This window comes from Streptococcus oralis, assembly GCF_002386345.1.
GTDB lineage: Bacteria > Bacillota > Bacilli > Lactobacillales > Streptococcaceae > Streptococcus > Streptococcus oralis_S.
In genome coordinates, this window is record NZ_CP023507.1 from 892,272 (window position 1) to 913,607 (window position 21,336).

A 21,336-nucleotide genomic window follows, 5' to 3' on the forward strand; every position below is an offset into this window, starting at 1 on the left:
AAGTCTAACTTTCCCCCAGTTATCCTGAACCCTTTATTAAATTTCATCATACTTGAGCAACATATTTGGTATCTTTTCTTCAAGACTCTTGCGAACTTTACCTTGAATTGCAGTGTCCATTTGGCTGTTTATGCTTGTAATAGTTGATTTGGTTTCTGTAGCAATTTTCTTAGCTGCCTTATTAAAGTTATCTTTTAATTTATTCTTTGCTGTTATTGCTAACTTTGCTTCCGTAATGATTCGGTTTCTTTCCATCATTCGATACATTTGTTTCAGTGCATATTGGTATTCTTCATCTGTGTAGTATTCATTCATTGGTGCTTGCATAATCTCTCCTTAGTTTGTGAAATTCTTCGTCTAAATCATTTCTTTTTTTGCGAAACTCGTTATTGTATTTTTCTCTCTCATCTTCGAGTTTAATCCTATGATCTCTGTATACTTGATTCGAAAAGTGTCTCAAATTTTCTATTTCTATAAAATAGTCTCTAACATCATCAGCCGTTGACGAAAATTTTCTCAAAGTATGATACATTTTATCAACTTCTTCGGAAATTAGTTTTTCTAAGTTTGCATTTCGTTCGTCTAGATCAAGGGCTTTGTTATCGAGTTTCTTCTTTTCTTGATAATATCGTTCTTCTAGAGTATACAGTTCTCTCTCTTTTTCTCTAATTTCCTCCCATTTTACATCTTTTCTTTCCATTGTCGAAACTCCTTGGCTAATTGCTTATCTGTTGCTACTGTTTTTTCGATGACTTCCTGTAATTGTTTATCCATATTTTCAAATGCTTGGGCGGAAGCATTCATCTTAGTGGCTGTTTGATTTGTCTCTGTCTGAAACGTATCGATAAACTGTGCTTGAGTGATACCTTGGCTAGCAAAAAGGGCATCAACCTCATAGGGAGCTAATGCTGTGTAGCTCGTAAAGTCGATTTTTAACCAAATTTCTTGTAATTCTTGATTGGCTTTTTTGGCTAAGGCGCTCACTTCATCAGCTCCTGTTCTTGCTGCTGTAGCCATTGATGATGATAGGATAGAACCTTGAGCTGCATCTAAGTATATTTCTTCAGAGCTACTAATGCCACCTGATGACCATTTTGACTTCAAGTCCTTGTAATGAGCCATTCCTCGGAGACTGTTGGCATACGCTCGATAAACGCCACTGATTAAGGGTTTTCCTCCTTTGCCATCTACAACTTGACCAGTTACAGGATCAAACTCCCAGTCACCAATTTTATGACTAGTCCCATCAAGCCAGTGAATCGTGCTAGGCATAGAATTTGTAATATCAATCGGACTGGTGTACCATTCTGGGTGATTAGAGTCATTCCAACGTACTACATCATCATGTTTTCTACGGTAATCTATAAACATAGAAGGGTTACTTTCAATAAATGCTTTTTCTTCCAGTGTGAGTGCACCGTATTTAAACCAAGCATTAAAGGTGGTTGTAGGGATGTGGTATTTAGCTCCTACCTTCAGCATGTAGGAACCCTGTGAATAACCGGATAGTTGGCTGACTTCGTATCGGGGGTCGTCCATAATCTCTTTTACGAATTGGTCAGCAACCTTATATTGTGGAGATAAATAAGTTTGCCTTGCAATTATGGCACTATTGACGTCGCGTGAGCTGAACATAGTTTTATTCACCGGACTATCAGGATCCGTTCCAGCAGCAATCACGGCTACATTTTTATAATCTGGTTTGCCGTTGACAATAGGTGCAACTGCCAGTCCATCAAATCCTGTTTCAATGTCAGACTTAGTGGCAACAACACGGAATTCTTGTCCGTCAGAAGTGGTTATGGTGTTGGTTTCACCCTTTTTTAACTCGTTATCTGATTTAGCAGTAACAATGTTTGTTCGGTTTTCTTTACGCTGTGCGAACTCAGTATTAACACTGTAAACATTCGGACCTTGATTCAATTCATTAAGTTGTTTGTCTGTATACACGTATTTATTCATCATAGCTCCCCTTCTGAACCATTCGAATATTTAACTTTAACTTTTGACTTAGTAGAACCTCGCCTAGAATTTAAAAAATGTTGAAATTCTTCATCATCCTTATTATATACTCCAATCCTAATTTTATTCGAGTTTATATCAAATGCTAAAACATGTTCTTTAGATGTTCCATCAAAAAATTTTAGTTTCACATCCGCCCCCCAAGCGTCTGAAGGAATTGAGCTGTACGATGGATTCGTAATCGTTACCTCCTCAATCCCTTGGTAGGAATTCTTTAAGGCGTTTACTAAACTGACTTCATACTCTCTATTTCGACGCTCTTCTTGAGACTTCCCTAACATATTAAACATAAAAACACCTCCTGCTGTGATAATTACGAATGACAAAACGATTAGTAGCCTTTTATGGCTTTTTTTATTACTAGAATTATTCATTTAAGCTTTTCTCCTTTTCTCTATTCTACTATAATTTAAAGATAAATAACAGTAGAATAGAGAAAATCAAGTCAATTGTCACAGATACTGCATCAAATCCCGATATTCAGTGAGACTTAGTCGCCACGACACGGAATTCTTGACCATCTGAGGTAGTTATGGTGTTGGTTTTTTTTCTAAATCATCAGGAGATATACTTTCAATGAGATTTGATCTGTATAGGAAAATGTCATCATTGTTCTCCCGTGCTATTATCTGAATATGTAACAATTACTTTTAAGTCGGTCACTCCTTTGTAATTGTTAAGGAATTGCCTTTTCTCATTGGTCAATGATCCTTGATAATTCTTTTTATCATGGAGTCCATGGCCTATCCTATACTTAGTTTTTCTTTCATCATTAAATTTGATTTCTACATCACAAGACCATGAACCTGGAGGGTTTGTGTAGTTTGGATTGGAAATCTTAATCTCCTCAATCCCTTCATAGGAATTTTTTAAAGCGTTTACCAAACTAACTTCATACTCTCTATTTCGACGTTCTTCTTGGGATTTTCCTAACAACCTAAACATAAAAACACCTCCTGCTGTGATAGTTGCGAGTAGAAAAACTATGAATAATGGTTTATAGCTTTTTCTTTATCTGTCTTTACTCATTGTTATCTCCACTCCTCTCAGCATATTCAGAATTCACACTATAAACATTTTTTCCGTGATTTAATTCATTGAGTTGTTTATCAGTATAAGTGTATACCATTAATATTCTCCTTCTGAACCATCTGAATAAATAATTTTTGTGAGTTTACTAGTCTTACCCAAGTGACTATTTAAAAATTCTCGGTCCTCTTTTCTATTCTCTCTTTCTACGGATACATCAGAAATACGTTTATCATTTTTTGAATAATTAATTTTATATTTTATGCTTCTCTCATTAAAAAATAGTTCAACTACGCAAGTCCAGCTTCCTGGCGGATTTGTGTAGTTTGCATTAGAAAATCTAATTTCTTCAACACCCTCATAACTATCTTTTAAAGTTTCAACCAAACTAACTTCATACTCCCTATTCCGACGCTCTTCTTGAGATTTCCCTAACATACTAAACATAAAAATACCTCCTGCTGTGATAGTTGCGAGTAGAAAAACTATGAATAATGGTTTATAGCTTTTTCTTAATCTATCTTTACTCATTATCATTTCCTCTTTATCTCAGCATATTCAGCATTGACACTGTATACATTCTTCCCGTGATTTAATTCATTGAGTTGTTTATCAGTATAATTAAAATTCATTTACTGTTTCCCTCTTTCTTTGTTAGAGTATGTAACCGTAACTGTATTAGTTGTTATTCCTTTTCTTCGGTTAAGAAAATCTCGCTGTCCATAAGTCATACGACCATTGTAATTTTCTATCACATCTAGGTTATGTGGAATTCCATAGAATATTTTTTCCCCATCTTCAAACAAAATATCAACCTTACAAGACCAGTCACCAGGAGGGTTCGTATATGTTGGATTGGAAATTTTGATCTCTTCTATCCCTTCATATGAATTCTTTAAGGCATTTACCAAACTAACTTCATACTCTCTATTTCGACGTTCTTCTTGGGATTTTCCTAACAACCTAAACATAAAAACACCTCCTGCTGTGATAGTTGCGAGTAGAAAAACTATAAATAATGGTTTATAGCTTTTTCTTAATCTGTCTTTACTCATTATCATTTCCTCTTTATCTCAGCATATTCATCATTGACACTGTATACATTCTTCCCATGCTTTAATTCATCGAGTTGTTTATCAGTATAATTAAATACCATTACTGTTCCCCTGTTTCACCATTTGAATAAATCACTTTTACATTTTTTTCTGTAATTCCACGATGGTTTATCAAATATTGATTATCATCTTTTCGAGAATTATTTTGAAAATCTCTACTTCTTATTTCGTTATTTTGTTTATTAAATGCAATTATATAACTTAGTTGTTTGCTATCAGAAAAAAATATTTTAACTTTTGCGCCCCAAGAATCAGACGGAATTGATGCATATGAAGGGTCGGTTATATGTACCTCCTCAATCCCTTCATAGGAATTCTTTAAGGCGTTTACCAAACTGACTTCATATTCTCTATTTCGACGTTCTTCTTGAGATTTCCCTAACATACTAAATATAGAAACACCTCCTGCTGTAATGGCTACGAGTAACAAAACGATTAGCAGCCTTTTATGAGTTTTTTTTTTGTTGGAATTGTTCATTTAAGCTTTTCTCCTTTTTCTACTTGAAAACTCTTCATTTACAGTATAATTAGGAAAATCTTGGGTTAAATTATTCAACTGATTATCAGTATAATTAAATACCATTATTGCTTTCCTGTTTCACCATTTGAATATCGTACTAATATTGTAGATTCTGTTTTACCAATGTGTTTTTGAAGTATCGACCATTGTTGATCAATTTCTTCATTAGTTTTTCCTTTCATAAGACCATCATGGTTTTCTTTATAGGTTAATCTGTGATTAATTCCATAAGTAATAGTTTGACTATCATTGAACTCTACTGAAATATCACAAGACCACGAACCCGGTTTGTCATTATAGTAAGGATCCATAATCTTAATCTCCTTAATCCCTTGGTAGGAATTCTTTAACGCATTAACCAGACTTACTTCATATTCTCTATTTCGACGCTCTTCTTGAGACTTCCCTAACAACCTAAACATAAAAATAGCTCCTGCTGTGATGGCTACGAGTAACAAAACGATTAGTAGTCTTATATATCTTTTTTTATTGCTGGAAATATTCATTTAAGCTTTTCTCCTTTTTCTCCTTGAAGACTTTTCGTTCACACTATAAACAGCATAATCTTGGTTTAAATTATTCATCAGTATAATGGAAATTCATCATAGTTCTCCTTGCTCGCTATCAGAATAAGTAATTCTCACTGACTTTAAAGTTTTCCCTCTATGAGTTTCTAAATACTGCCAATCTTCGTTTGTTTCTTGACGGCCACCATAATTGATTTTATAGTTTAAATGATGATTAATTCCATATGAAAGAGTTCTTTCATCTTTAAATTTAATTTCTACAACACAAGACCACGAACCAGGAGGGCTTGTGTACTCTGGATTGGAAATTTTAATCTCCTCAATCCCTTGATAGGAATTCTTTAAGGCATTAACCAAACTAACCTCATACTCTCTATTCCGATGTTCTTCTTGCGATTTTCCAAACATAGAAAACATAAAAACACCTCCTAATGTGATGAATACTAATAGTAAAACTATGAATAATGGTTTATAGCTTTTTCTTAATCTGTTTTCACTCATTGTTATTTCCATTCCTCTCAGCATAATCAGCATTGACACTATATACATTCTTCCCGTGATTTAATTCATTAAGTTGTTTATCAGTATAACTAAATGCCATTATTGCTCTCCTTCGTCATTATTAGAATTAAGTTACCTTAATTTTCGAAGCAGTTTTACCCTTGTTTTCATTTAAAAATTGTCGATCTTTTACTCTATTTTCCCATTCCAATGAAGTATCTGTTATTTCTTCAGTGTCTAGAGAATATCCAACACCATACTTAATTTTTACTTCATGTTTAAATTTGATTTCTACATCACAAGACCACGAACCAGGAGGGCTTGTGTATTCTGGATTGGAAATTTTAATCTCTTCAATCCCTTGGTAGGAATTCTTTAAGGCATTAACCAAACTTACTTCATACTCTCTATTCCGATGTTCTTCTTGCGATTTTCCTAACAAACTAAACATAAAAATAGCTCCTGCTGTGATGAATGCAACTAACAAAACGATTAGTAACCTTTTATGACTTGTTTTGATGCTAGAATTACTCATTTAAGCTTTCCTCCTTTTTCTTACTTTTTCTTATTATACAATATTTTAATTAGTTTTAACGATATAAGAAGCAAAAACCGATCTCTGCGCGAGAATCGGTTTTTTTATGTAATTTATTAAGAAATCGAAAATTTAAAAGACATAATATAAATTATGTAAATATGATCTACAACAACAAATCTTTGACTTTTCCAATTTCACTTTTTGGAATCACTAGGTGAATCATATCACCCAGATACATTCTAGTTGAGCCGTTAACGGTTTGACTTTTGCCATTATGGACTTGGGTTGTGATGAGTACGTTATGTGGCAAGTTTAGTTCGTGAACTTGTTTTCCAGCGATCTTATCTGATACAGGGATTTCAATAAGAGTGACTTCTCCTTCGTCTGTCGCTTCTTCTGGTAGCATTTTTTCTAGCATGGCCTCATAGACTGGCGCCCCTTTGAGTAGATCCATGACGATGTAAGCAACCAAGGTTACCAATCCAAGTGGCATGAGGTTGCGAATATCTCCAACCATCTCAGTTACGAGGATCATGGCAGTTAAGGGAGCCTTGGAAATTGCCCCAAAGTAGCCACTCATTCCCAGAATGACAAATATAGGGAATTGTTCCTGACTGACAAGCCCAAGATTGACACAAATGACACCAACTAGGGCACCAAGTAAGGAACCGAGCGCCAAAATGGGTAGGAAAATTCCTCCTGGGAGGCCACTTCCATAACTAATCATACTCCAAACAAAGCGGATCAAAAAGTAAGCTAATAGAACTTGGAAACTAAAATTTTGCTCAGTTAAGGAAAGAACCAGCTGATTTCCACCACCAAGAATTTGTGGCAAGAAAATCCCGACTGGTATGATAAGGATAAAGGCTAGGATTGGATAATAAGCTCTATCTAAATGGATTTTTTGACCAACCCAATCATAAACTCGACCAACATTGAGTACAGCTTTCTCATAGAGAAAACCAGAAAACCCGAGAAAAACTCCCATAAGGAGGTATATCCAATACTGGTCTAGGGTCATGAGAGGAATGTTATCTGGCATATCCAGTACAGGTGTTAGCCCAAATATGAGCAGAGAAACAAAGTTTGCTACGAGACTAGCTGCTAGTGTTGAGACCCAGAAAAAGCGTGAAAAATGATGATAGACTTCTTCTACAACAAAGAGGAGGCCTGCAATCGGTGCATTAAAGGCAGCGGCTAAACCTGCAGCAGCTCCACTGGCGATCAGGGAACGTTCCTCTACTGGGCTAGATTTGAGCCACTTGGCTATACCTTTACCACCAACTGCTCCAAGTTGAATACTTGGTCCTTCTCGACCTAGCATAAGGCCACTGGCAATAGCAAGAATCCCTAATACATATTTCTTCCAGAGGACACTCCACCAGTTAAGAGACATGAGTCCTTTTAGTTCGGCTTCGACTTGAGGAATTCCTGAACCCTTGATATCTTTTTCTGACCGAGTTAGTTTCGCGCTAAGCCAGCAAACTATTACATAAAATAGGCCAATGATAAAAAGATTGCGCACTAAGTGCGATTGATCTTGATAGAGTCCTTGTATCAGATGGAAACCCTTTTCGATTAAGAAACGAAAGGATCCGACGATTAGCCCGACGACGAGACCAACAATGATTCCTCGTCCAACTTGGGATAATATGGTGCTTGAGGCAAAGGCAAATTCTTTCTTGGAACTAAGTGTTTCTGACTGTTCCTCCATAATCATTTCCTCTTACTTGTCTTTCTTAGTTGAAACCAGTGTTTTGACTGGTTCAAAACTGGTTCGGTGAATTGGGGTGACACCTAGTTTTTCAAGCCCTTCTAGATGTTTAGCTGTTCCATAGCCTGCATTAGTCGTGAAATCATAGCCAGGATATTGCTGATCGTATTCCTTCATCAATTCATCCCGTGTCACCTTGGCCACTATAGATGCAGCTGCGATAGAGAGGGAGTTAGCATCTCCTTTGATAATGGAGGTTTGTGAAATTGGTAACTCCAGTTTCATGGCATCTATCAAGAGGTGCTCGGGTTGGAGACTGAGCTGGGAGATTGCTTCCTTCATGGCAAGTTTGGTTGCTTCATAGATATTGACTTGGTCGATGACCTGATTATCCATGATACCAATCCCGATTGCCAAGGCTTGGTCTTGAACAGCTTGATAAATTTCCAGATGTTTCTTTTTAGGGATTTTTTTGCTATCGTTGAGGCCTCTAATCTTACAATTTTTTGGCAAGATAACGGCTGCAGCGACTACAGGTCCAGCAAGAGGACCACGGCCGACCTCGTCAACACCTGCTACTAAGGTCAATCCTTGCTTATACAGTTCTTTTTCATAGGAAAGCATAGTTTTTAGGCGAAGGTCTTCATCCAGTTCAGCCTGAATGGCTTTTTTACGCTTGCTGATTTCCTTTTGAACTCCAGAGCGACTATCCTTTTCCAGTTCAAGAAAAAGGGGATTGTCTAATTCTTTGACAGTAGCAAGAAGTTCTTTGATTTCTTTAATCGTCGTCATCAATGTCGTCCAATGTATCTAAGGTATAGTTACCGAGTTTTCCATCACGGACTTCCTTGACGAAGAGGCTGTAAAAGCGGTCGTAATCATCTCGGAAACCGAGAGCACGGGTCATATCCATGATGATAACAGGTGCTTCTTCTTCTATCTTCATTTGTTTGAAGCGTTCAGCTAGCTTTTCTGGATAATGTTTTTTGAAATAATTGAGACCAAAAATGGTCACTTCATCCATAGGGAGTAGTTGATCTTTAATTGCTCCAGTCAAGGCTAGTTTCAAAGCAACGGTTTCGTCTTCGAACTTAGGCCAGAGAATCCCTGGCGTGTCTAATATTTCAAGGTCTTTATTGGTTTTGAGCCACTGTTGCCCCTTAGTAACACCTGGTTTATTGCCGACAACTGCAATCTTTTTCCCAGCCAAACGGTTCATGAGAGTTGACTTACCGGCATTTGGAATTCCGATAATCATGGTCCGCAAGGTTTCGATCTTGATACCGCGTTCTTTCTGGCGTGCAATTTTATCAGCCATGAGTTTTTTAGCTGCATCCGTCACAACTTTTACAGTTACTTGCTCTTTGGAGTTGATAGCCAGAGTTTGGATTCCCTGTGATTCAAAATACTGACGCCATTCTTTGGTCATTGCGGGGTCAGCAAGATCTGCCTTATTCAAAATCAAAAGCTTTGGTTTATCCCCCACAATCTTGGTTAACATAGGATTTTGACTAGATAAAGGTAGCCGAGCATCCACCAAAATCGTCACAAAATCAACAAACTTTAAATTCTCCTGAACTTGCCGCCGAGCCTTAGACATGTGGCCCGGAAACCATTGAATAGTAGCCATAATATTTTCCCCTTCCGACTAAAAAAAACGTAGTAAAAACGTTTTCTTTCTTACTACCTATTCTATCATAAATGAGGAACTTTTGCACAGGCTTTGACCATAATAAATGACAAATAGTATAGGTCCGACACATCCTTGATGCCAGTCTGAATTTACTTGACTTTTTTTGCCAATAGGTATATACTTAGTATATACTAATTCGTGGAGGTAGAGCAATGAATACAGTAAAGACTCGGAAGGTTGGGAATTCTCTCACTGTAACCATTCCTAAAAATTTAGGTATGACAGAAGGTCAAGAAATGGTTGTCTACAAAGGGATTGACGGAGTCATTGTCTTAGCTCCAAAATTAAAAGATCCCTTTGATGGGATTGCTGATTTGAGAATGACAAACGATTTTGAAGGGGTAAGGTCACTTGATAGCGAAATCTGACTATATTCCTGAAAAGCAGGATATCATTTGGCTGAACTTTGATCCATCAGTCGGTCGGGAAATCCAGAAACGGCGACCTGCCTTGGTAGTTTCTAGGAGAGAATATGCCTTGCAAACTGGTTTTGTGGCTGTCTGTCCCATCACTCATGGCCAACAAGGTTTGGCAGAAAAAGGCTTGCTCGTTCCTGTCTCGTCGGACAAGGTAGATGGTGCTGTCAATCCATTTCAACTGTATACCTTTGATTTTCGGATGCGAAATGCTCAAAAAATAACAAGAATGGACACACAATGTTTTCAGAAAGTTGTCCAACTTTACCAGTACATCTTTGGAGATACTTAAATCCTACCATGCATAGACAAGGTAGGATTTTTTCTATATGAGTAACCTATCTAAAAACGGATGAAGACAATTGAGGAGAATCCCTCTAGTCCAACTTTCTTGTGCAGATGATAGATGTTTTGCCTGAAGGCATTCTTTTAGAAAATCGCGGACTTGTTCTGGTGCAATTTCAAACTCAAAGGCTTTCATCTTGTAGAAAAAATCGATGAGATGCTCAGATAAGTATTCATCTGAAAAGGCTACTTCTCCACTTTTTCGATATTCTAATAGAAGCCGAGAAAATCTAGCTTTTTCATCAGGCAAATCCCGAAAATAGGAATTAAGAAGCCAAGTCTGCTTCTGCTTTCGTTCAATAGGATCTTGATTTGCAATTCGCTGATCCTTTTCCAACTCCTTTTGGTTTTGTTTAACCTTGATAGCCCGTTCGTCTCTATTTTTTCCAAAGAGGATTTTTTCCCATTTTCGTTCTTCTTGGGTCAAGGTTTCTGTAAAGCCAAAGTAATCTTGATAGACTCGTTCTGCAGGTCCCATGGCAAGAATGAGGTTGTCAGCGTATTGCTTGGCGATTTTATCTCTTTTCTTGCGTTCTTTCTCTGCTTGAATCCGTAGATGCTGCTCGTAGTCGATTTTCTCCTTGCCTAGTTTGACAAGGTAGAGTTGGTCATCGGTCTTACCAAGTAAAAAAGGTTTGATACACTTTTCCAGCACTTCTTCCATACGAGCCTTCTTCTTTGGATCTGCCTTGGTCCAATTTCCCCCTTGAAAGACCTCTAGGAAGAGCTGATAGTCTCTCTCAGGCGCAAAATGATTGCCACGATTGGCTTTGAAAACACCTTTTTCCCAAAACCATTTTAAAAGTCGTTCGTCAAAGTCGCTTTTATTGACCTTGATTTTTTCCTTTTTCTGAGCCTTTCTGGTTAGGTTTTCAAGTTTTCTGAGAAGCTTGTCTTCCTCTTCCAGTTGCTGATCGAGGATAATACGATGAAAATGACGGACGCAGTCACTACCGATTGGAAAGAGGCGTTGGCCTGTGACACCATTAAAGAGTTCGTAGGCGTATTTTATGGCATTCCCGCAAACACAATTACTACGGCCAATGCCATTAAAAATCAAGGAAACTTCATTCCATTCCTTGGTAGCTTGATCCCAAGTATCGGCTTTTGAAGCCTGTAAAACCGCATCGTGCAGGGATTTTCTAACTGGAAGTGTCATGAGGTCTCCTTTCTAGGTTATACTTTTACAACTTGAACCTCGTCTTTGCCGAGCAAAATCAAGTATTTTTCTATGTTTTCAATCGAATAGGCTCTAGATAAAGCCTCTCCGTATAAGGCTAACTGACCACGATAGCGGTCTATGAGTTGACTTGGTTCATCGTAACGGTCTGTTTTGTAGTCGAAAAGAACGATGCGATCCTCATAAAGCAGATAGCCATCCAAGATTCCACGGACAACGAAATCTTCCTTACTCTTTTGATCTTTTTTGAGCATGGAGAAAGGTTGCTCGCGGTAAAGATGGCTGGTATTAGCGAGAATTTCCTGACCAAGTGCTGTATCAAAGAAGGCAAGAATTTTAGAAAGATTGATCTTGTCTCTAACAGCTGGACTAGTCTGAACTTGTTTGAGAGTTTCTGTCAGGCTAGCAAGTGTTGGTTGCTGAATGAGGTCAATTCTTTGCATGAGTTCGTGGGTTGCACTACCAATCTCAGCTCCAGTTACCTTTTCTTTAGTTGAAAAATCTGGTAAATCAAAGCTGATTTTCTTTTCCGATGATTGAGTTTGGTTAGTAATTTCTACCCCTTCCATATCCATAACCGGTTCGTAGAATTTCTTGATTTGGCTTGGGGTTTGAACACTTGGTAGTTCAATGGCTGCGCGGTGAAGAGTATTATAAACTTCCACCTCTTTCAGCATTTCCAAAGCTTCTTTGATAGTTTCTGACTGGCGATTGTCTGCTTGAGAGCTATCTTGGAGAGGGCTCTTGTTTTCCAATTGACCAATAGCTTCTCTAGTCAACAGGTCTTCACCAACAAAACGATAGCTAAAGTTGAGATTGTCCTTGGTAAATACTTTACTGATAGCCCAGACCCAATCTTGGAAATTTCTTGCTTGCAGTCTGGTATTGCTATCTAATTTTCCGCTCTCAGCTGATGGATATTCCTTTGCTTCTAGCTTTTCACGAGAACCCTTGCCGACAAGATAGAGCTTTTTCTCAGCTCTCGTCATGGCAACATACAGCAGACGCATCTGCTCTGAATAGCTAGCCAGTTGCAGTTCTTTCTCATTCTGCGTATAAGTTAAGCTAGGAATAGAGAGTTTAATGGTTTTAGGATAGTGTGCTTCCACTGCTCCTGTTTCCACCTTGGCAATGTATTTGACACCAAGCCCATTTTGACGACTGAGAATGACGTCTGACGTCGAGTCTTGTTTGTTGAAGTCCTGATCCATGTTGAGGATAAAGACATAAGGAAACTCTAGTCCTTTACTCTTGTGAATGGTCATAAGTTCTACAGCATCTTTTGGCGGTGCGACGGCTACGCTTGCGAGATCGTGCTGGGCTTCTAGGACTTGGTCAATCATACGGATAAAACGCGACAAGCCCTTGAAATTGCTCTTTTCAAACTGGTCAGCTCGTAGAGCTAGGGCATAGAGATTAGCCTGTCTAGCAGGTCCGTTCGGCAAAGCCCCAACATAGTCATAATAAAAACGGTCGTTGTAAATCTTCCAAATCAAGTCATAGAGAGAGTGAGTTTTGGCATACAGGCGCCAAGAATCCAAGATATCCATGAATTGATTTAATTTTTCCGCTAGAGCTGTATGAATTAACTCTTTCTGCCTAGCTGCTTGTTTTTGAGCATTGATCAGTTTCTCAAAAAGATTCTCTTGGACTTTATCTTCTGCTTTCTGGAGGGATAAACGTGCCAACTCGTCCTCATCAAAACCAAACATAGGAGACTTCATAAGGGCTACCAAGGCATAGTCTTGCAGGGGATTGTGAATGACGCGCAGGGTGTCCAGCATGACTTGTACTTCTAGGGATTGGAGGTAGTTGTTTTGCTCACCGTCGGTTTTAACTGGAATTCCGTACTCAGACAGAGCTAGGAGGATCTGGTCATTTCGACTGCGACTGGAAGTCAAAAGGGCTATTTCTTTAAAGGCTACACCTTTCTCTTGATGGAGCTTCAAGATTTCCTTGATGACCAGACGCATTTCTCCAGTGAGTTTCGTTTCTGCTTGGCTCTCTTCCTCCTCTTGCCCACTATCGTCCTTGTCGTATAAGAGAAACTCTGCCTTGTTCTCAGGATTAGGAGTCAGTTTGGTATTGGCAAAAACAAGCTGGTGCATGCTATCGTAGTTGATTTCTCCGACTTCTTGGTCCATAAGGCGTGCAAAAACATCATTGGTTGCTGACAGAACTTCTGAACTACTACGGAAATTTTCCTTGAGGAGAATCAACTTGCCTTCTTGGGGATTTTGCGCATAGCGTTGGAATTTTTCATTGAAGATCTGAGGATCTGCCTGACGGAACCGGTAGATGGACTGCTTGATATCTCCCACCATAAAGCGATTGTGACCATTCGACAGCAATTCCAGCATTCGTTCTTGAATGTGGTTGGTATCCTGATACTCATCGACCATGACTTCATGGAATCGTTCCTGATAAGCCTCGCGGACTTGTGGGAAATTCTCTAAAACCTCAATGGTGTAATGACTGATATCAGCAAATTCAAAGGCATTTTCCTGGCGTTTACGTTCACGATAAGCATTCACAAAATCACTCATAAAGTTTTGGAAGGTTTTAGCTAGATCCCAAGTATCTTCATGATAATGTTCTTGGTAGTCGAGAATCGTTATCTGGTCCGCCAGTTGTCCTAGTTTAGCAAACTGGGCCTTTCTCTCTTCGTTGTAGGCATCAACAAGTGGCTTTAAATCGGCCTTACGACTGGAGTTAGCCAGAGCTCGACCATTTTTCTCCTTAGAGATGACGACAACACGCGTAAGCACTGCTTGATAAGCCTGGCTATCGGACTCCTGATTTAAGGAGCTAATTTCATCCAGAACCAGCTGCACATTTTCTAAATAGGCAGCTTTTGGAAACTCCTTGGCATCGTTATCCAGATGATAACGGAAGAAACTTTCCAAGTCCCAAAGCGCCTGCTTGATTTGCTCAGTTAGTTTGTCTTTTTCATTTGCAAAGTCAGCTTCTTCAAACCCTTTGAGGAAAGACTCGTTCAGCCATTTTTGGGGACTGCTGGTGGATTGAAGGAAATCATAGATTTTGTAGACTTGCTGGCGCAGACCTCGTTCATCCTTGCCACGTCCAGCAAAGTTTTTCACTAATCGACTAAATTTCTCTTTATTTTCACCTTGGTAATGCTCTTCAAAAACCTGATGAAAAACTTCGTTCTTTAAGAGTAACTGTTCACTTTCATTTTGCAAAATACGGAAGTTCGGTGCGATATCAATCAGATAGCCATGTTTGCCAAGGAATTTTTGCGTGAAGGAGTCCATGGTTCCGATGGCAGCGTTTGGTAGATCTGCCAACTGGCGTCCCAAGTGTTGTTTGAGATCGACATCATCGGTTTCTTGTATTTGTTGGCTGATTTTTTTCTCCAAACGTTCCTTGAGTTCTGTAGCAGCCTTGACGGTAAAGGTCGAGATAAAGAGTTGGCTGATTTCCACACCACGTGCTAACTGATCCAGAATACGCTCTGCCATGACAAAGGTCTTCCCTGAACCAGCAGACGCTGAAACAAGGATATTTTGCCCTGCGGTATAAATGGCTTCGATTTGCTCGGCTGTTTTCTTCTGTTCCTTGCTCGAACTTGCTTCTGCTTTTTGCAGTTTTTGAATTTCTTCCTCAGTTAAAAAGGAAATGGGCTTCATCGATTCAACTCCTCTCTTATTTTTTCAAACCAAGCTTGCTTGAGTTTTTCTCCGACCAGACGTTTGCCGTCAGACAACTCTAATTTCTCAAGGAAACGGGCTTGTCCCAAGTGGTAATTTGCTTCAAAACCTGTGATGGCTTGGTGTTGCTGGACGTATGGAGCAATACTTCTGCCGTTTTCTGTATATGGATTGATGGCAAACTGGCCTTCTAAAATCTTCTCAGCTGCCTTCTTGTACAGATGGGCATTATAGTCTAGTAGGAGCTGGAATTCCTCGTCTGTCAGCTGATTGGCCTTGTTTTTGTTATAAAACTCTCCCAAGTGACTGCTTTCTTTCTCTAAAAAGAGTCCCTGGTATTTCATAGACTTGCTGACTTCTGCTACTGCTCCTGCCAGACTTTTAACAGCTAATAAAGATTGGACAGGCTCAGTCATTTCCAAGTACATGGCACCGAAAAAGTTCTGCTCCCCTTCTCTTTTTAGGGCAGCAAGATAGGTAGGCAGTTGGGAATTAAGCCCATTAAAGAAATGAGGAAACTGGAATTGGGTCAAACTAGACTTATAGTCCACCACTCCTAGCGCTCCATCAGCTTTCAGGCGGTCAATACGGTCAACCTTGCCTCGCACATGGACACTGCGACCATTATCCAATTGAATAAAGGCTTGATCTTTACCACCAAATGTTGCCTCCTCTTGAATGGTTTCGATAGCTGGATTATGACGAAGGATGTGGCCCGTAGTTCGCGCGACATCAAGTAGAACTTCCTTGGTAAACTGGGCTTCCAAACTTTCCTGATAAATAGCTTCAAATTCGCGTTCTTGGCTGGTTTCCTTGATAGCTTGCTCCAAACGCTGATCAAAGGAATTTTCAGCAGGTAGTTTCAAGGCACGTTCAAAAATACGGTGCAAGAAATTCCCGTGACTGCGAGCATCTGGACGCAGGCGCAATTCTTCCTGCAAACCTAAGACATAACGGAGGAAATAACTGTATTCATTGCGGTAAAACTCTGTCAAACCAGACGTAGACAGGTAAAACTCCTTGTCAGCTGGATAGAGAGCCTGCAAGGTCTCTTTCTCTAATGGTTTGCTGCTTGGACTGGTTGGGAGAGCAGGATTTGCAAGACCTTTTTGATCAAGTTTTTTACCCATCACACGCGCCAGAACCTTGACAAAGGTGACATCTTGCTCATTTTCACTAGAAGTAGCTTGTTGATGATAGGCAACTAGACTAGACAAGAGACTGTGATAAGAACCCATATCATCCTTAGACAGACCTTTGTGATGAATCTTCTTCTCTATCCGGCTAAATCCAAAATGGACTAGCTCTTGAAGATAGGCCGATTCCTTACTCTCATTTTCATTGAGAAGACTTGGAGCTGATAACACCAACTGCTTGCGGGCAGCATTAACTAAGGAAAGCATAGTATAGCGATTTTTCTTGAGATTTTCACTACTTGCAATCAGTAATTGCGCTCCCTCTTCAGTCGCTTGGTTTAGGCTTTGTCTTTCTTCGTCTGTTAACAGACTGGTGTTTTGCGCAATTTTGGGTAAATAATCCTGAGTCAGCCCAATGGCGTAGACAAAGTCAGCGGTCAGAGGGGCAATCAGATCGTAACTCTGCACCAGAACAGTATCAACAGTTGCTGGAATGGTGCGATACTGGGACAAACTCATCCCAGAATGAAGCAAGGACAGGAAGTCCTCTAGACTAACTTGTGAACCGGAAAAAACGGTCGCAAATTGTTCTAAAACATGGCAGAAGGCTTTCCAAACTTCGGCTTGTCTTTCCTGTTCTAGTGTTTCCATAGTAGCTGTCAATTCTTGCATCTGCTTGCTTAAAGCAGCATTTTTTAGAAAAGTATTCCACTTTTGCAAGAGATTTTCAGCCTTTTGTTTTCGACTGGCAAATAAGGTTTCAAGTGGCGCCAAAACGCGCAGACGAAGGGCATTCAAGCGTTCTAAATCAAATTTTCCATGATGGGAATTTGTGAAGTTCTGCTGAAAAGCTGGCAAGCCATTGATGCCAAGATAGCGGATATATTGCTCAAAAGCATCAATATCCGCTTGGCTAAGGTCGGTATACAGACCAGTTCTGAGGAGATTAATCAAATCCTCCTGACGAAAACGGTAGCGTTTCAAACGTAAAATAGACTCCACATACTGAGTCAAAGGATGATGAGCCATGGATTCACTTCTACCAAGATAGAAAGGAATCTGATACTGGTCAAAAATGGTTTTCAGTGATAACTGGTAAGAAGCCACATCCCCTAAGAGAATGCGAAAATTCTTGTAACTCAGTTCTGGATGGTCATGTAATTTCTGACGAATAGCGCGAGCCACCAGCTCCAACTCCTCTTTTTGCGTCAAACAAGACCAGATTTGCAGGTTTTCACTGTCCTTCTCATCTACATCTAAAGCAAGTTCTGAAAAATCATAAGAAGACTCCAGCAAACGAGAGGCCTTGTCAAAACTATCCATTTTCTCATGTGTCTGAGAACGATCCTGAGCAGGTGTTTGGTATTTTGCCCCCAAATGTTGAAGAAATTCCACACTGGCTTGGTAGAGATTCCCTTCAGTGAACGGACTGCTATAAGCCTTCTTGCTTGCATAAGCCCCAATAACAATCTCGGCACCTTTTCGATGGAGCAGATCCACTACACGCTCTTCCTCGGCAGAAAAACGGGTAAATCCATCAATAACCAAGGCAATCTGACTGAAATCACTGCTTACCTTGTCATTCTCAATAGCCTCAATCAAATGGGACAACTGACTTCCCTGAGCCAACTGACCTTGATTGAGATAGGCAGTCACTTGCTCAAAAATCAAGAGTAAATCTGCTCGTTTATCCTCATCCGTCAAACTTTCCAAGTCCAAAAAGCTCATCTGAGCAGTCGTCATCTCATGATAAAGTTCAATCAACTGCTGGATAAATTGAGGATCCTGCTTAATTGCACCATACACACGTAAGACTTTGGGATCCAGTTCTGCAAGGCATTTATAAAAGGCCATCCCAAGGCCGATATCATCTAGACTGGTCTTGGCAGGCAAATCATTTAAAACTAGGTAACGAGCCATTTGAGCAAAGCGCGTGACGGTAATCGCAAAAGAAGCCTGCTGGGACAAGCATTCCAGCACGGCGCGTTCCTTTTCAAATGAAAGAGAGTTGGGGGCGATGTAGAAAACCCGCTTGCCTGCAGCAACTAGCTCTTCTGCCTCTCTCGTTAAAATTTCAGTCAAAGAAGTCCGAATATCAGTATAAAGTAATTTCATCTCAGCCTCGTTTGGTTTATCAAAGTTTCTTACTCTATTATAGCAAAGTTCGCTTCACAGTCCAAATCCAAAATTCTAGTTGACAATCATTTAACTAGCAAATCAATCATACTTCATCATCCATTTTCATATGCTGAAAGATATAGAGGAAAAAGTCTTTGGAAACTTCAAAATGTCCATAACGAAGTCGAGAAGTATAGTCTCTCCATTCAGGATGTTGTCTAGCTATTTCTATGGAGCAATCTTTGACTGGTTGATAATACTCGACATTACGTCTAAAGGGAAAGAATCCTTCGAACTGCTCTACTTGATAGGCCTTGTCGTCTATAATTTTACCTACGGCCACAAAAGCCTGTAACTTATCTTGACCGTTCATATCGTATTTTGGACTATAGTATAAAAGATAGTCACCTTTTTTCATACGATTTAAGGGGCCACCCTTTCCATGACAGACCTGGCAAAAATTTCCTTCAACTCCTCTTAAAACATGGTTCTTCGAAACAACTCCGACCCAATATCTAGGCATTTTTATCCTCCAACTCTACTAACATGCGATTAAAACTTTCTCTATCTTCAGAAAGTTTATCAAAAAATTCTTCATCAACCCCTTCTACTAAAGGTAAAGCTTGATTGACCTTCTCTGCGCCAGACTTCGTCACTGAGACAAGTTTTGCCCGACTATCCTTTGGGTGTTGATCACGCTTAATGTAGTCTTTCTTCTCCAGTAGTCTAACAATCTGGGAAACCGTCATGACATCCATACCAGTGAACCGAGCAATATCAACTTGCGTTATATATTCCTCTCTATTAGACAGAAACAAAAGCGAAGTCAAAACGATAAATTGAGGCAGAGTAAGACCAACTGATTTCAAAACTCTTTTTAAGTTGCTTTCCCACTTGTTGTAGACTTTAATGAACAGAAGACCTGTAGACTCTGTTTCATCATTTTTGTAAATTGAATTAAAGTGATACTTTGACATTTTTTCTCCTAAAATATTAAGTATACATATTATATAAGAATTTATTTTGTTTTTCAAGAAAAGGAAAGTCGAATGTTACAATTCTGTCGGACATTTTATAGTCTATATGCTATAATAATAGCAAAACACCTAGAAAAGGAAGTCTTATGATTAAACTACTAGCCTTGGATATGGACGGAACCCTCCTTAACGAAGCCAAGGAAATCCCACAAGCCCACATTACTGCCATTCACCAAGCCATTGAAAAAGGTGTCAAACTGGTTCTCTGTACAGGTCGCCCGCTTTTCGGTGTCCTTCCTTACTATAAAAAATTGGGACTGGACCTCCAGAACGAGTATGTCATTGTCAATAATGGTTGTTCAACCCACCAGACCAGTGACTGGAGTCTAGTTGACTGGCAAGAACTCAGTCCAGCTGACATCGAATACCTCTATGACTTAGCAGAAAAAAGCGACGTCCAGTTGACTCTTTTTGATGAGGAGCATTATTTTGTCCTCGGTGGCAAGCCTAATCAAATCGTTCAAAATGATGCCAAGCTAGTCTTTTCAGACCTGACTGAAATTTCCCTTGAGGAAGCCACCAGTGGTAAATATCGGATGTTCCAAGGAATGTTTTTAGGAACAAAAGAGCAAACAGACGATTTTGAGCAACGGTTTGCTGAGGAACTCTGTCAACGATTTAGCGGTGTTCGTTCGCAGCCAGTCATTTATGAAGCCATGCCACTTGGAACAACAAAGGCTACTGCTCTTTCTCGACTAGCAGCGATTTTGAAGATCGAGCCCTCAGAGATTATGGCCATGGGCGATGCCAATAACGATATCGAAATGCTTCAGTTTGCAGGGCTTGGCATTGCTATGGGAAATGCCAGCGACCATGTCAAATCCTTAGCCAATGACGTTACAACCAGCAATGAAGAAGACGGCGTTGCGCGTGCGATTGAGAAGTATATTTTATAAAAAAGAAAAGCAAATAGACAGAAATTACTGTTATTTGCTTTTTTGTTACTTAACCAAATAAGCAATCAAGGTTATAATCCATAGATGAGCTGGGTAGAAAATATAAAAGAAATATTTACTCCAACTGGTTTCTTTTCCTCGCTGTCCATTATACAAGGCCGTAAAAGGAAATACGGTGATAAAGAGCCAGTCAGAATTGAAAAGCATCATTTCCAGTGTTTGGTGCCAAGTGTCGTAAATTTGGATGGAAGTCACTAACAAGAAGGCCCACAGAAAGGCATAGAGGAGATTTCGCAAGCCCTTGCGATTTCGACAAGAGTAACTAATCAAGAGAAATGGTAGCATGGTGATACCACCCTCAGTAAAAAGACAACCGAAAATCAAGAGACCAGCAAGCCCAATCCGACGCCACAACTTCTCTTTTTTATCCAGCTCTTTTCTGGGAAAACCAATCCAAAGCATGGTAACACCGATGGCCAAAGTAAAGAAAATATTATTAGTGACCATTACTCCTTTGGATGCAAATAGGGCATTGAGGAGGCTATTTCCAGCAAACATGATCAGCGCCCAAGACCAGAGGCGGATGAGGTAGTTTTTCAAATTTCGAGTATGGATGAAGCCTTCCATAGCCATATAGGCAAACCAAACTCCCACACAACGGGTCATAGCGTGAAAAATACCTTCCCACAGAGGAGAAACGATCCCGGTAATATGCGGGATATGGTCTAGAACCATTACTGCCGCCATCAGGTACTTCAACTGCGTCGCATTCCATTTTTTCATAATAAACCTCTTTCTTTTTGATCTACATAGAGTATAGCATACATTTCCACGTATAATCGTACACCTATCTTACATTTAAAAAGCCTATCTTACAT

22 protein-coding genes and 1 pseudogene are annotated in these 21,336 nt (G+C 39.5%); 3 read left to right on the plus strand and 20 right to left on the minus strand.

Annotation, left to right across the window (positions count from 1 at the left end):
- Positions 1–36 precede the first annotated feature (36 nt).
- From CO686_RS04445 to ylqF, 14 genes and pseudogenes are all read right to left on the minus strand, one after another.
- Positions 37–327 (minus strand): hypothetical protein, encoded by a 291-nt coding sequence (locus CO686_RS04445; RefSeq protein WP_001148766.1) that lies wholly within the window; start codon positions 325–327, stop codon positions 37–39.
- Positions 308–700, minus strand: coding sequence for a hypothetical protein (locus tag CO686_RS04450; protein WP_096753564.1), 393 nt, complete (start codon positions 698–700; stop codon positions 308–310). The genes CO686_RS04445 and CO686_RS04450 overlap by 20 nt, the downstream gene beginning before the upstream one ends.
- Complete coding sequence (locus tag CO686_RS04455; RefSeq protein ID WP_096753806.1) at positions 682–1,962, minus strand: hypothetical protein; 1,281 nt, start codon at positions 1,960–1,962, stop codon at positions 682–684. The genes CO686_RS04450 and CO686_RS04455 overlap by 19 nt, the downstream gene beginning before the upstream one ends.
- The gene (locus CO686_RS04460) at positions 1,962–2,396 is read right to left on the minus strand and encodes a hypothetical protein (protein WP_096753565.1); all 435 of its coding nucleotides are present in this window, start codon (positions 2,394–2,396) and stop codon (positions 1,962–1,964) included. Before CO686_RS04460 ends, CO686_RS04455 begins: the two co-directional genes overlap by 1 nt.
- Before the next feature lie 232 nt (positions 2,397–2,628).
- On the minus strand, positions 2,629–3,009 hold the full coding sequence (locus CO686_RS04465) for a hypothetical protein (protein WP_096753566.1): 381 nt from the start codon (positions 3,007–3,009) through the stop codon (positions 2,629–2,631).
- A 141-nt stretch (positions 3,010–3,150) separates the two neighbouring features.
- Positions 3,151–3,588, minus strand: coding sequence for a hypothetical protein (locus CO686_RS04470; RefSeq protein ID WP_406701375.1), 438 nt, complete (start codon positions 3,586–3,588; stop codon positions 3,151–3,153).
- A 95-nt stretch (positions 3,589–3,683) separates the two neighbouring features.
- Positions 3,684–4,106 (minus strand): hypothetical protein, encoded by a 423-nt coding sequence (locus CO686_RS04475; RefSeq protein WP_096753567.1) that lies wholly within the window; start codon positions 4,104–4,106, stop codon positions 3,684–3,686.
- 100 nt (positions 4,107–4,206) lie between these two features.
- Positions 4,207–4,644, minus strand: coding sequence for a hypothetical protein (locus CO686_RS04480; protein ID WP_096753568.1), 438 nt, complete (start codon positions 4,642–4,644; stop codon positions 4,207–4,209).
- A gap of 104 nt (positions 4,645–4,748) precedes the next feature.
- The gene (locus CO686_RS04485; protein ID WP_096753569.1) at positions 4,749–5,192 is read right to left on the minus strand and encodes a hypothetical protein; all 444 of its coding nucleotides are present in this window, start codon (positions 5,190–5,192) and stop codon (positions 4,749–4,751) included.
- Between the two features lie 96 nt (positions 5,193–5,288).
- Complete coding sequence (locus tag CO686_RS04490; RefSeq protein ID WP_172844172.1) at positions 5,289–5,714, minus strand: hypothetical protein; 426 nt, start codon at positions 5,712–5,714, stop codon at positions 5,289–5,291.
- 99 nt (positions 5,715–5,813) lie between these two features.
- Positions 5,814–6,249: pseudogene (locus CO686_RS04495) on the minus strand (hypothetical protein).
- Positions 6,250–6,415: 166 nt separating this feature from the next.
- Positions 6,416–7,966, minus strand: a complete 1,551-nt coding sequence (locus CO686_RS04500; protein ID WP_096753571.1) for a ClC family H(+)/Cl(-) exchange transporter — start codon at positions 7,964–7,966, stop codon at positions 6,416–6,418.
- A gap of 12 nt (positions 7,967–7,978) precedes the next feature.
- Positions 7,979–8,758: a ribonuclease HII gene (gene rnhB, locus CO686_RS04505; RefSeq protein WP_000207523.1), complete on the minus strand. Its 780-nt coding sequence runs from the start codon at positions 8,756–8,758 to the stop codon at positions 7,979–7,981.
- Positions 8,745–9,596 (minus strand): ribosome biogenesis GTPase YlqF, encoded by an 852-nt coding sequence (gene ylqF / locus CO686_RS04510; protein ID WP_000201310.1) that lies wholly within the window; start codon positions 9,594–9,596, stop codon positions 8,745–8,747. Before ylqF ends, rnhB begins: the two co-directional genes overlap by 14 nt.
- Before the next feature lie 215 nt (positions 9,597–9,811).
- Between ylqF and mazE the strand changes: the two genes are divergently transcribed.
- Positions 9,812–10,027 carry a type II toxin-antitoxin system PemI/MazE family antitoxin gene (gene mazE / locus CO686_RS04515; RefSeq protein WP_001098939.1) on the plus strand — a complete coding sequence of 72 codons (216 nt, stop codon included), beginning with the start codon at positions 9,812–9,814 and terminating at the stop codon, positions 10,025–10,027.
- Positions 10,011–10,367 carry a type II toxin-antitoxin system PemK/MazF family toxin gene (locus CO686_RS04520; protein WP_000560803.1) on the plus strand — a complete coding sequence of 119 codons (357 nt, stop codon included), beginning with the start codon at positions 10,011–10,013 and terminating at the stop codon, positions 10,365–10,367. The genes mazE and CO686_RS04520 overlap by 17 nt, the downstream gene beginning before the upstream one ends.
- Positions 10,368–10,400: 33 nt before the next feature.
- Here the strand turns inward: CO686_RS04520 and CO686_RS04525 are convergent, their stop codons facing one another.
- The 5 genes from CO686_RS04525 to CO686_RS04545 form a co-directional block, all read right to left on the minus strand.
- Positions 10,401–11,579, minus strand: a complete 1,179-nt coding sequence (locus CO686_RS04525) for a hypothetical protein (RefSeq protein ID WP_096753572.1) — start codon at positions 11,577–11,579, stop codon at positions 10,401–10,403.
- 17 nt (positions 11,580–11,596) lie between these two features.
- Positions 11,597–15,250: a helicase-exonuclease AddAB subunit AddA gene (gene addA, locus CO686_RS04530; protein WP_096753573.1), complete on the minus strand. Its 3,654-nt coding sequence runs from the start codon at positions 15,248–15,250 to the stop codon at positions 11,597–11,599.
- Positions 15,247–18,522, minus strand: a complete 3,276-nt coding sequence (rexB, locus tag CO686_RS04535) for an ATP-dependent nuclease subunit B (RefSeq protein WP_096753574.1) — start codon at positions 18,520–18,522, stop codon at positions 15,247–15,249. The genes addA and rexB overlap by 4 nt, the downstream gene beginning before the upstream one ends.
- A gap of 106 nt (positions 18,523–18,628) precedes the next feature.
- On the minus strand, positions 18,629–19,048 hold the full coding sequence (locus CO686_RS04540) for an EVE domain-containing protein (RefSeq protein ID WP_001138495.1): 420 nt from the start codon (positions 19,046–19,048) through the stop codon (positions 18,629–18,631).
- On the minus strand, positions 19,041–19,502 hold the full coding sequence (locus CO686_RS04545; protein WP_000049664.1) for a MarR family winged helix-turn-helix transcriptional regulator: 462 nt from the start codon (positions 19,500–19,502) through the stop codon (positions 19,041–19,043). The genes CO686_RS04540 and CO686_RS04545 overlap by 8 nt, the downstream gene beginning before the upstream one ends.
- A 146-nt stretch (positions 19,503–19,648) precedes the next feature.
- Between CO686_RS04545 and CO686_RS04550 the strand changes: the two genes are divergently transcribed.
- Positions 19,649–20,458, plus strand: a complete 810-nt coding sequence (locus CO686_RS04550; protein ID WP_000593599.1) for a Cof-type HAD-IIB family hydrolase — start codon at positions 19,649–19,651, stop codon at positions 20,456–20,458.
- Between the two features lie 45 nt (positions 20,459–20,503).
- Here the strand turns inward: CO686_RS04550 and CO686_RS04555 are convergent, their stop codons facing one another.
- Entirely contained in the window at positions 20,504–21,241 is a 738-nt protein-coding gene (locus CO686_RS04555; RefSeq protein ID WP_000759213.1) for a TraX family protein, read from the minus strand.
- Positions 21,242–21,336 lie beyond the last annotated feature (95 nt).

Coding starts and splice junctions, on each gene's coding strand:
- CO686_RS04445 (WP_001148766.1), bottom strand. CDS start 327: ATGCAAGCACCAATGAATGAATACTACACAGATGAAGAATACCAATAT.
- CO686_RS04450 (WP_096753564.1), bottom strand. CDS start 700: ATGGAAAGAAAAGATGTAAAATGGGAGGAAATTAGAGAAAAAGAGAGA.
- CO686_RS04455 (WP_096753806.1), bottom strand. CDS start 1,962: ATGAATAAATACGTGTATACAGACAAACAACTTAATGAATTGAATCAA.
- CO686_RS04460 (WP_096753565.1), bottom strand. CDS start 2,396: ATGAATAATTCTAGTAATAAAAAAAGCCATAAAAGGCTACTAATCGTT.
- CO686_RS04470 (WP_406701375.1), bottom strand. CDS start 3,588: ATGATAATGAGTAAAGATAGATTAAGAAAAAGCTATAAACCATTATTC.
- CO686_RS04475 (WP_096753567.1), bottom strand. CDS start 4,106: ATGAGTAAAGACAGATTAAGAAAAAGCTATAAACCATTATTTATAGTT.
- CO686_RS04480 (WP_096753568.1), bottom strand. CDS start 4,644: ATGAACAATTCCAACAAAAAAAAAACTCATAAAAGGCTGCTAATCGTT.
- CO686_RS04485 (WP_096753569.1), bottom strand. CDS start 5,192: ATGAATATTTCCAGCAATAAAAAAAGATATATAAGACTACTAATCGTT.
- CO686_RS04490 (WP_172844172.1), bottom strand. CDS start 5,714: ATGAGTGAAAACAGATTAAGAAAAAGCTATAAACCATTATTCATAGTT.
- CO686_RS04500 (WP_096753571.1), bottom strand. CDS start 7,966: ATGGAGGAACAGTCAGAAACACTTAGTTCCAAGAAAGAATTTGCCTTT.
- rnhB (WP_000207523.1), bottom strand. CDS start 8,758: ATGACGACGATTAAAGAAATCAAAGAACTTCTTGCTACTGTCAAAGAA.
- ylqF (WP_000201310.1), bottom strand. CDS start 9,596: ATGGCTACTATTCAATGGTTTCCGGGCCACATGTCTAAGGCTCGGCGG.
- mazE (WP_001098939.1), top strand. CDS start 9,812: ATGAATACAGTAAAGACTCGGAAGGTTGGGAATTCTCTCACTGTAACC.
- CO686_RS04525 (WP_096753572.1), bottom strand. CDS start 11,579: ATGACACTTCCAGTTAGAAAATCCCTGCACGATGCGGTTTTACAGGCT.
- addA (WP_096753573.1), bottom strand. CDS start 15,250: ATGAAGCCCATTTCCTTTTTAACTGAGGAAGAAATTCAAAAACTGCAA.
- rexB (WP_096753574.1), bottom strand. CDS start 18,522: ATGAAATTACTTTATACTGATATTCGGACTTCTTTGACTGAAATTTTA.
- CO686_RS04540 (WP_001138495.1), bottom strand. CDS start 19,048: ATGCCTAGATATTGGGTCGGAGTTGTTTCGAAGAACCATGTTTTAAGA.
- CO686_RS04545 (WP_000049664.1), bottom strand. CDS start 19,502: ATGTCAAAGTATCACTTTAATTCAATTTACAAAAATGATGAAACAGAG.
- CO686_RS04550 (WP_000593599.1), top strand. CDS start 19,649: ATGATTAAACTACTAGCCTTGGATATGGACGGAACCCTCCTTAACGAA.
- CO686_RS04555 (WP_000759213.1), bottom strand. CDS start 21,241: ATGAAAAAATGGAATGCGACGCAGTTGAAGTACCTGATGGCGGCAGTA.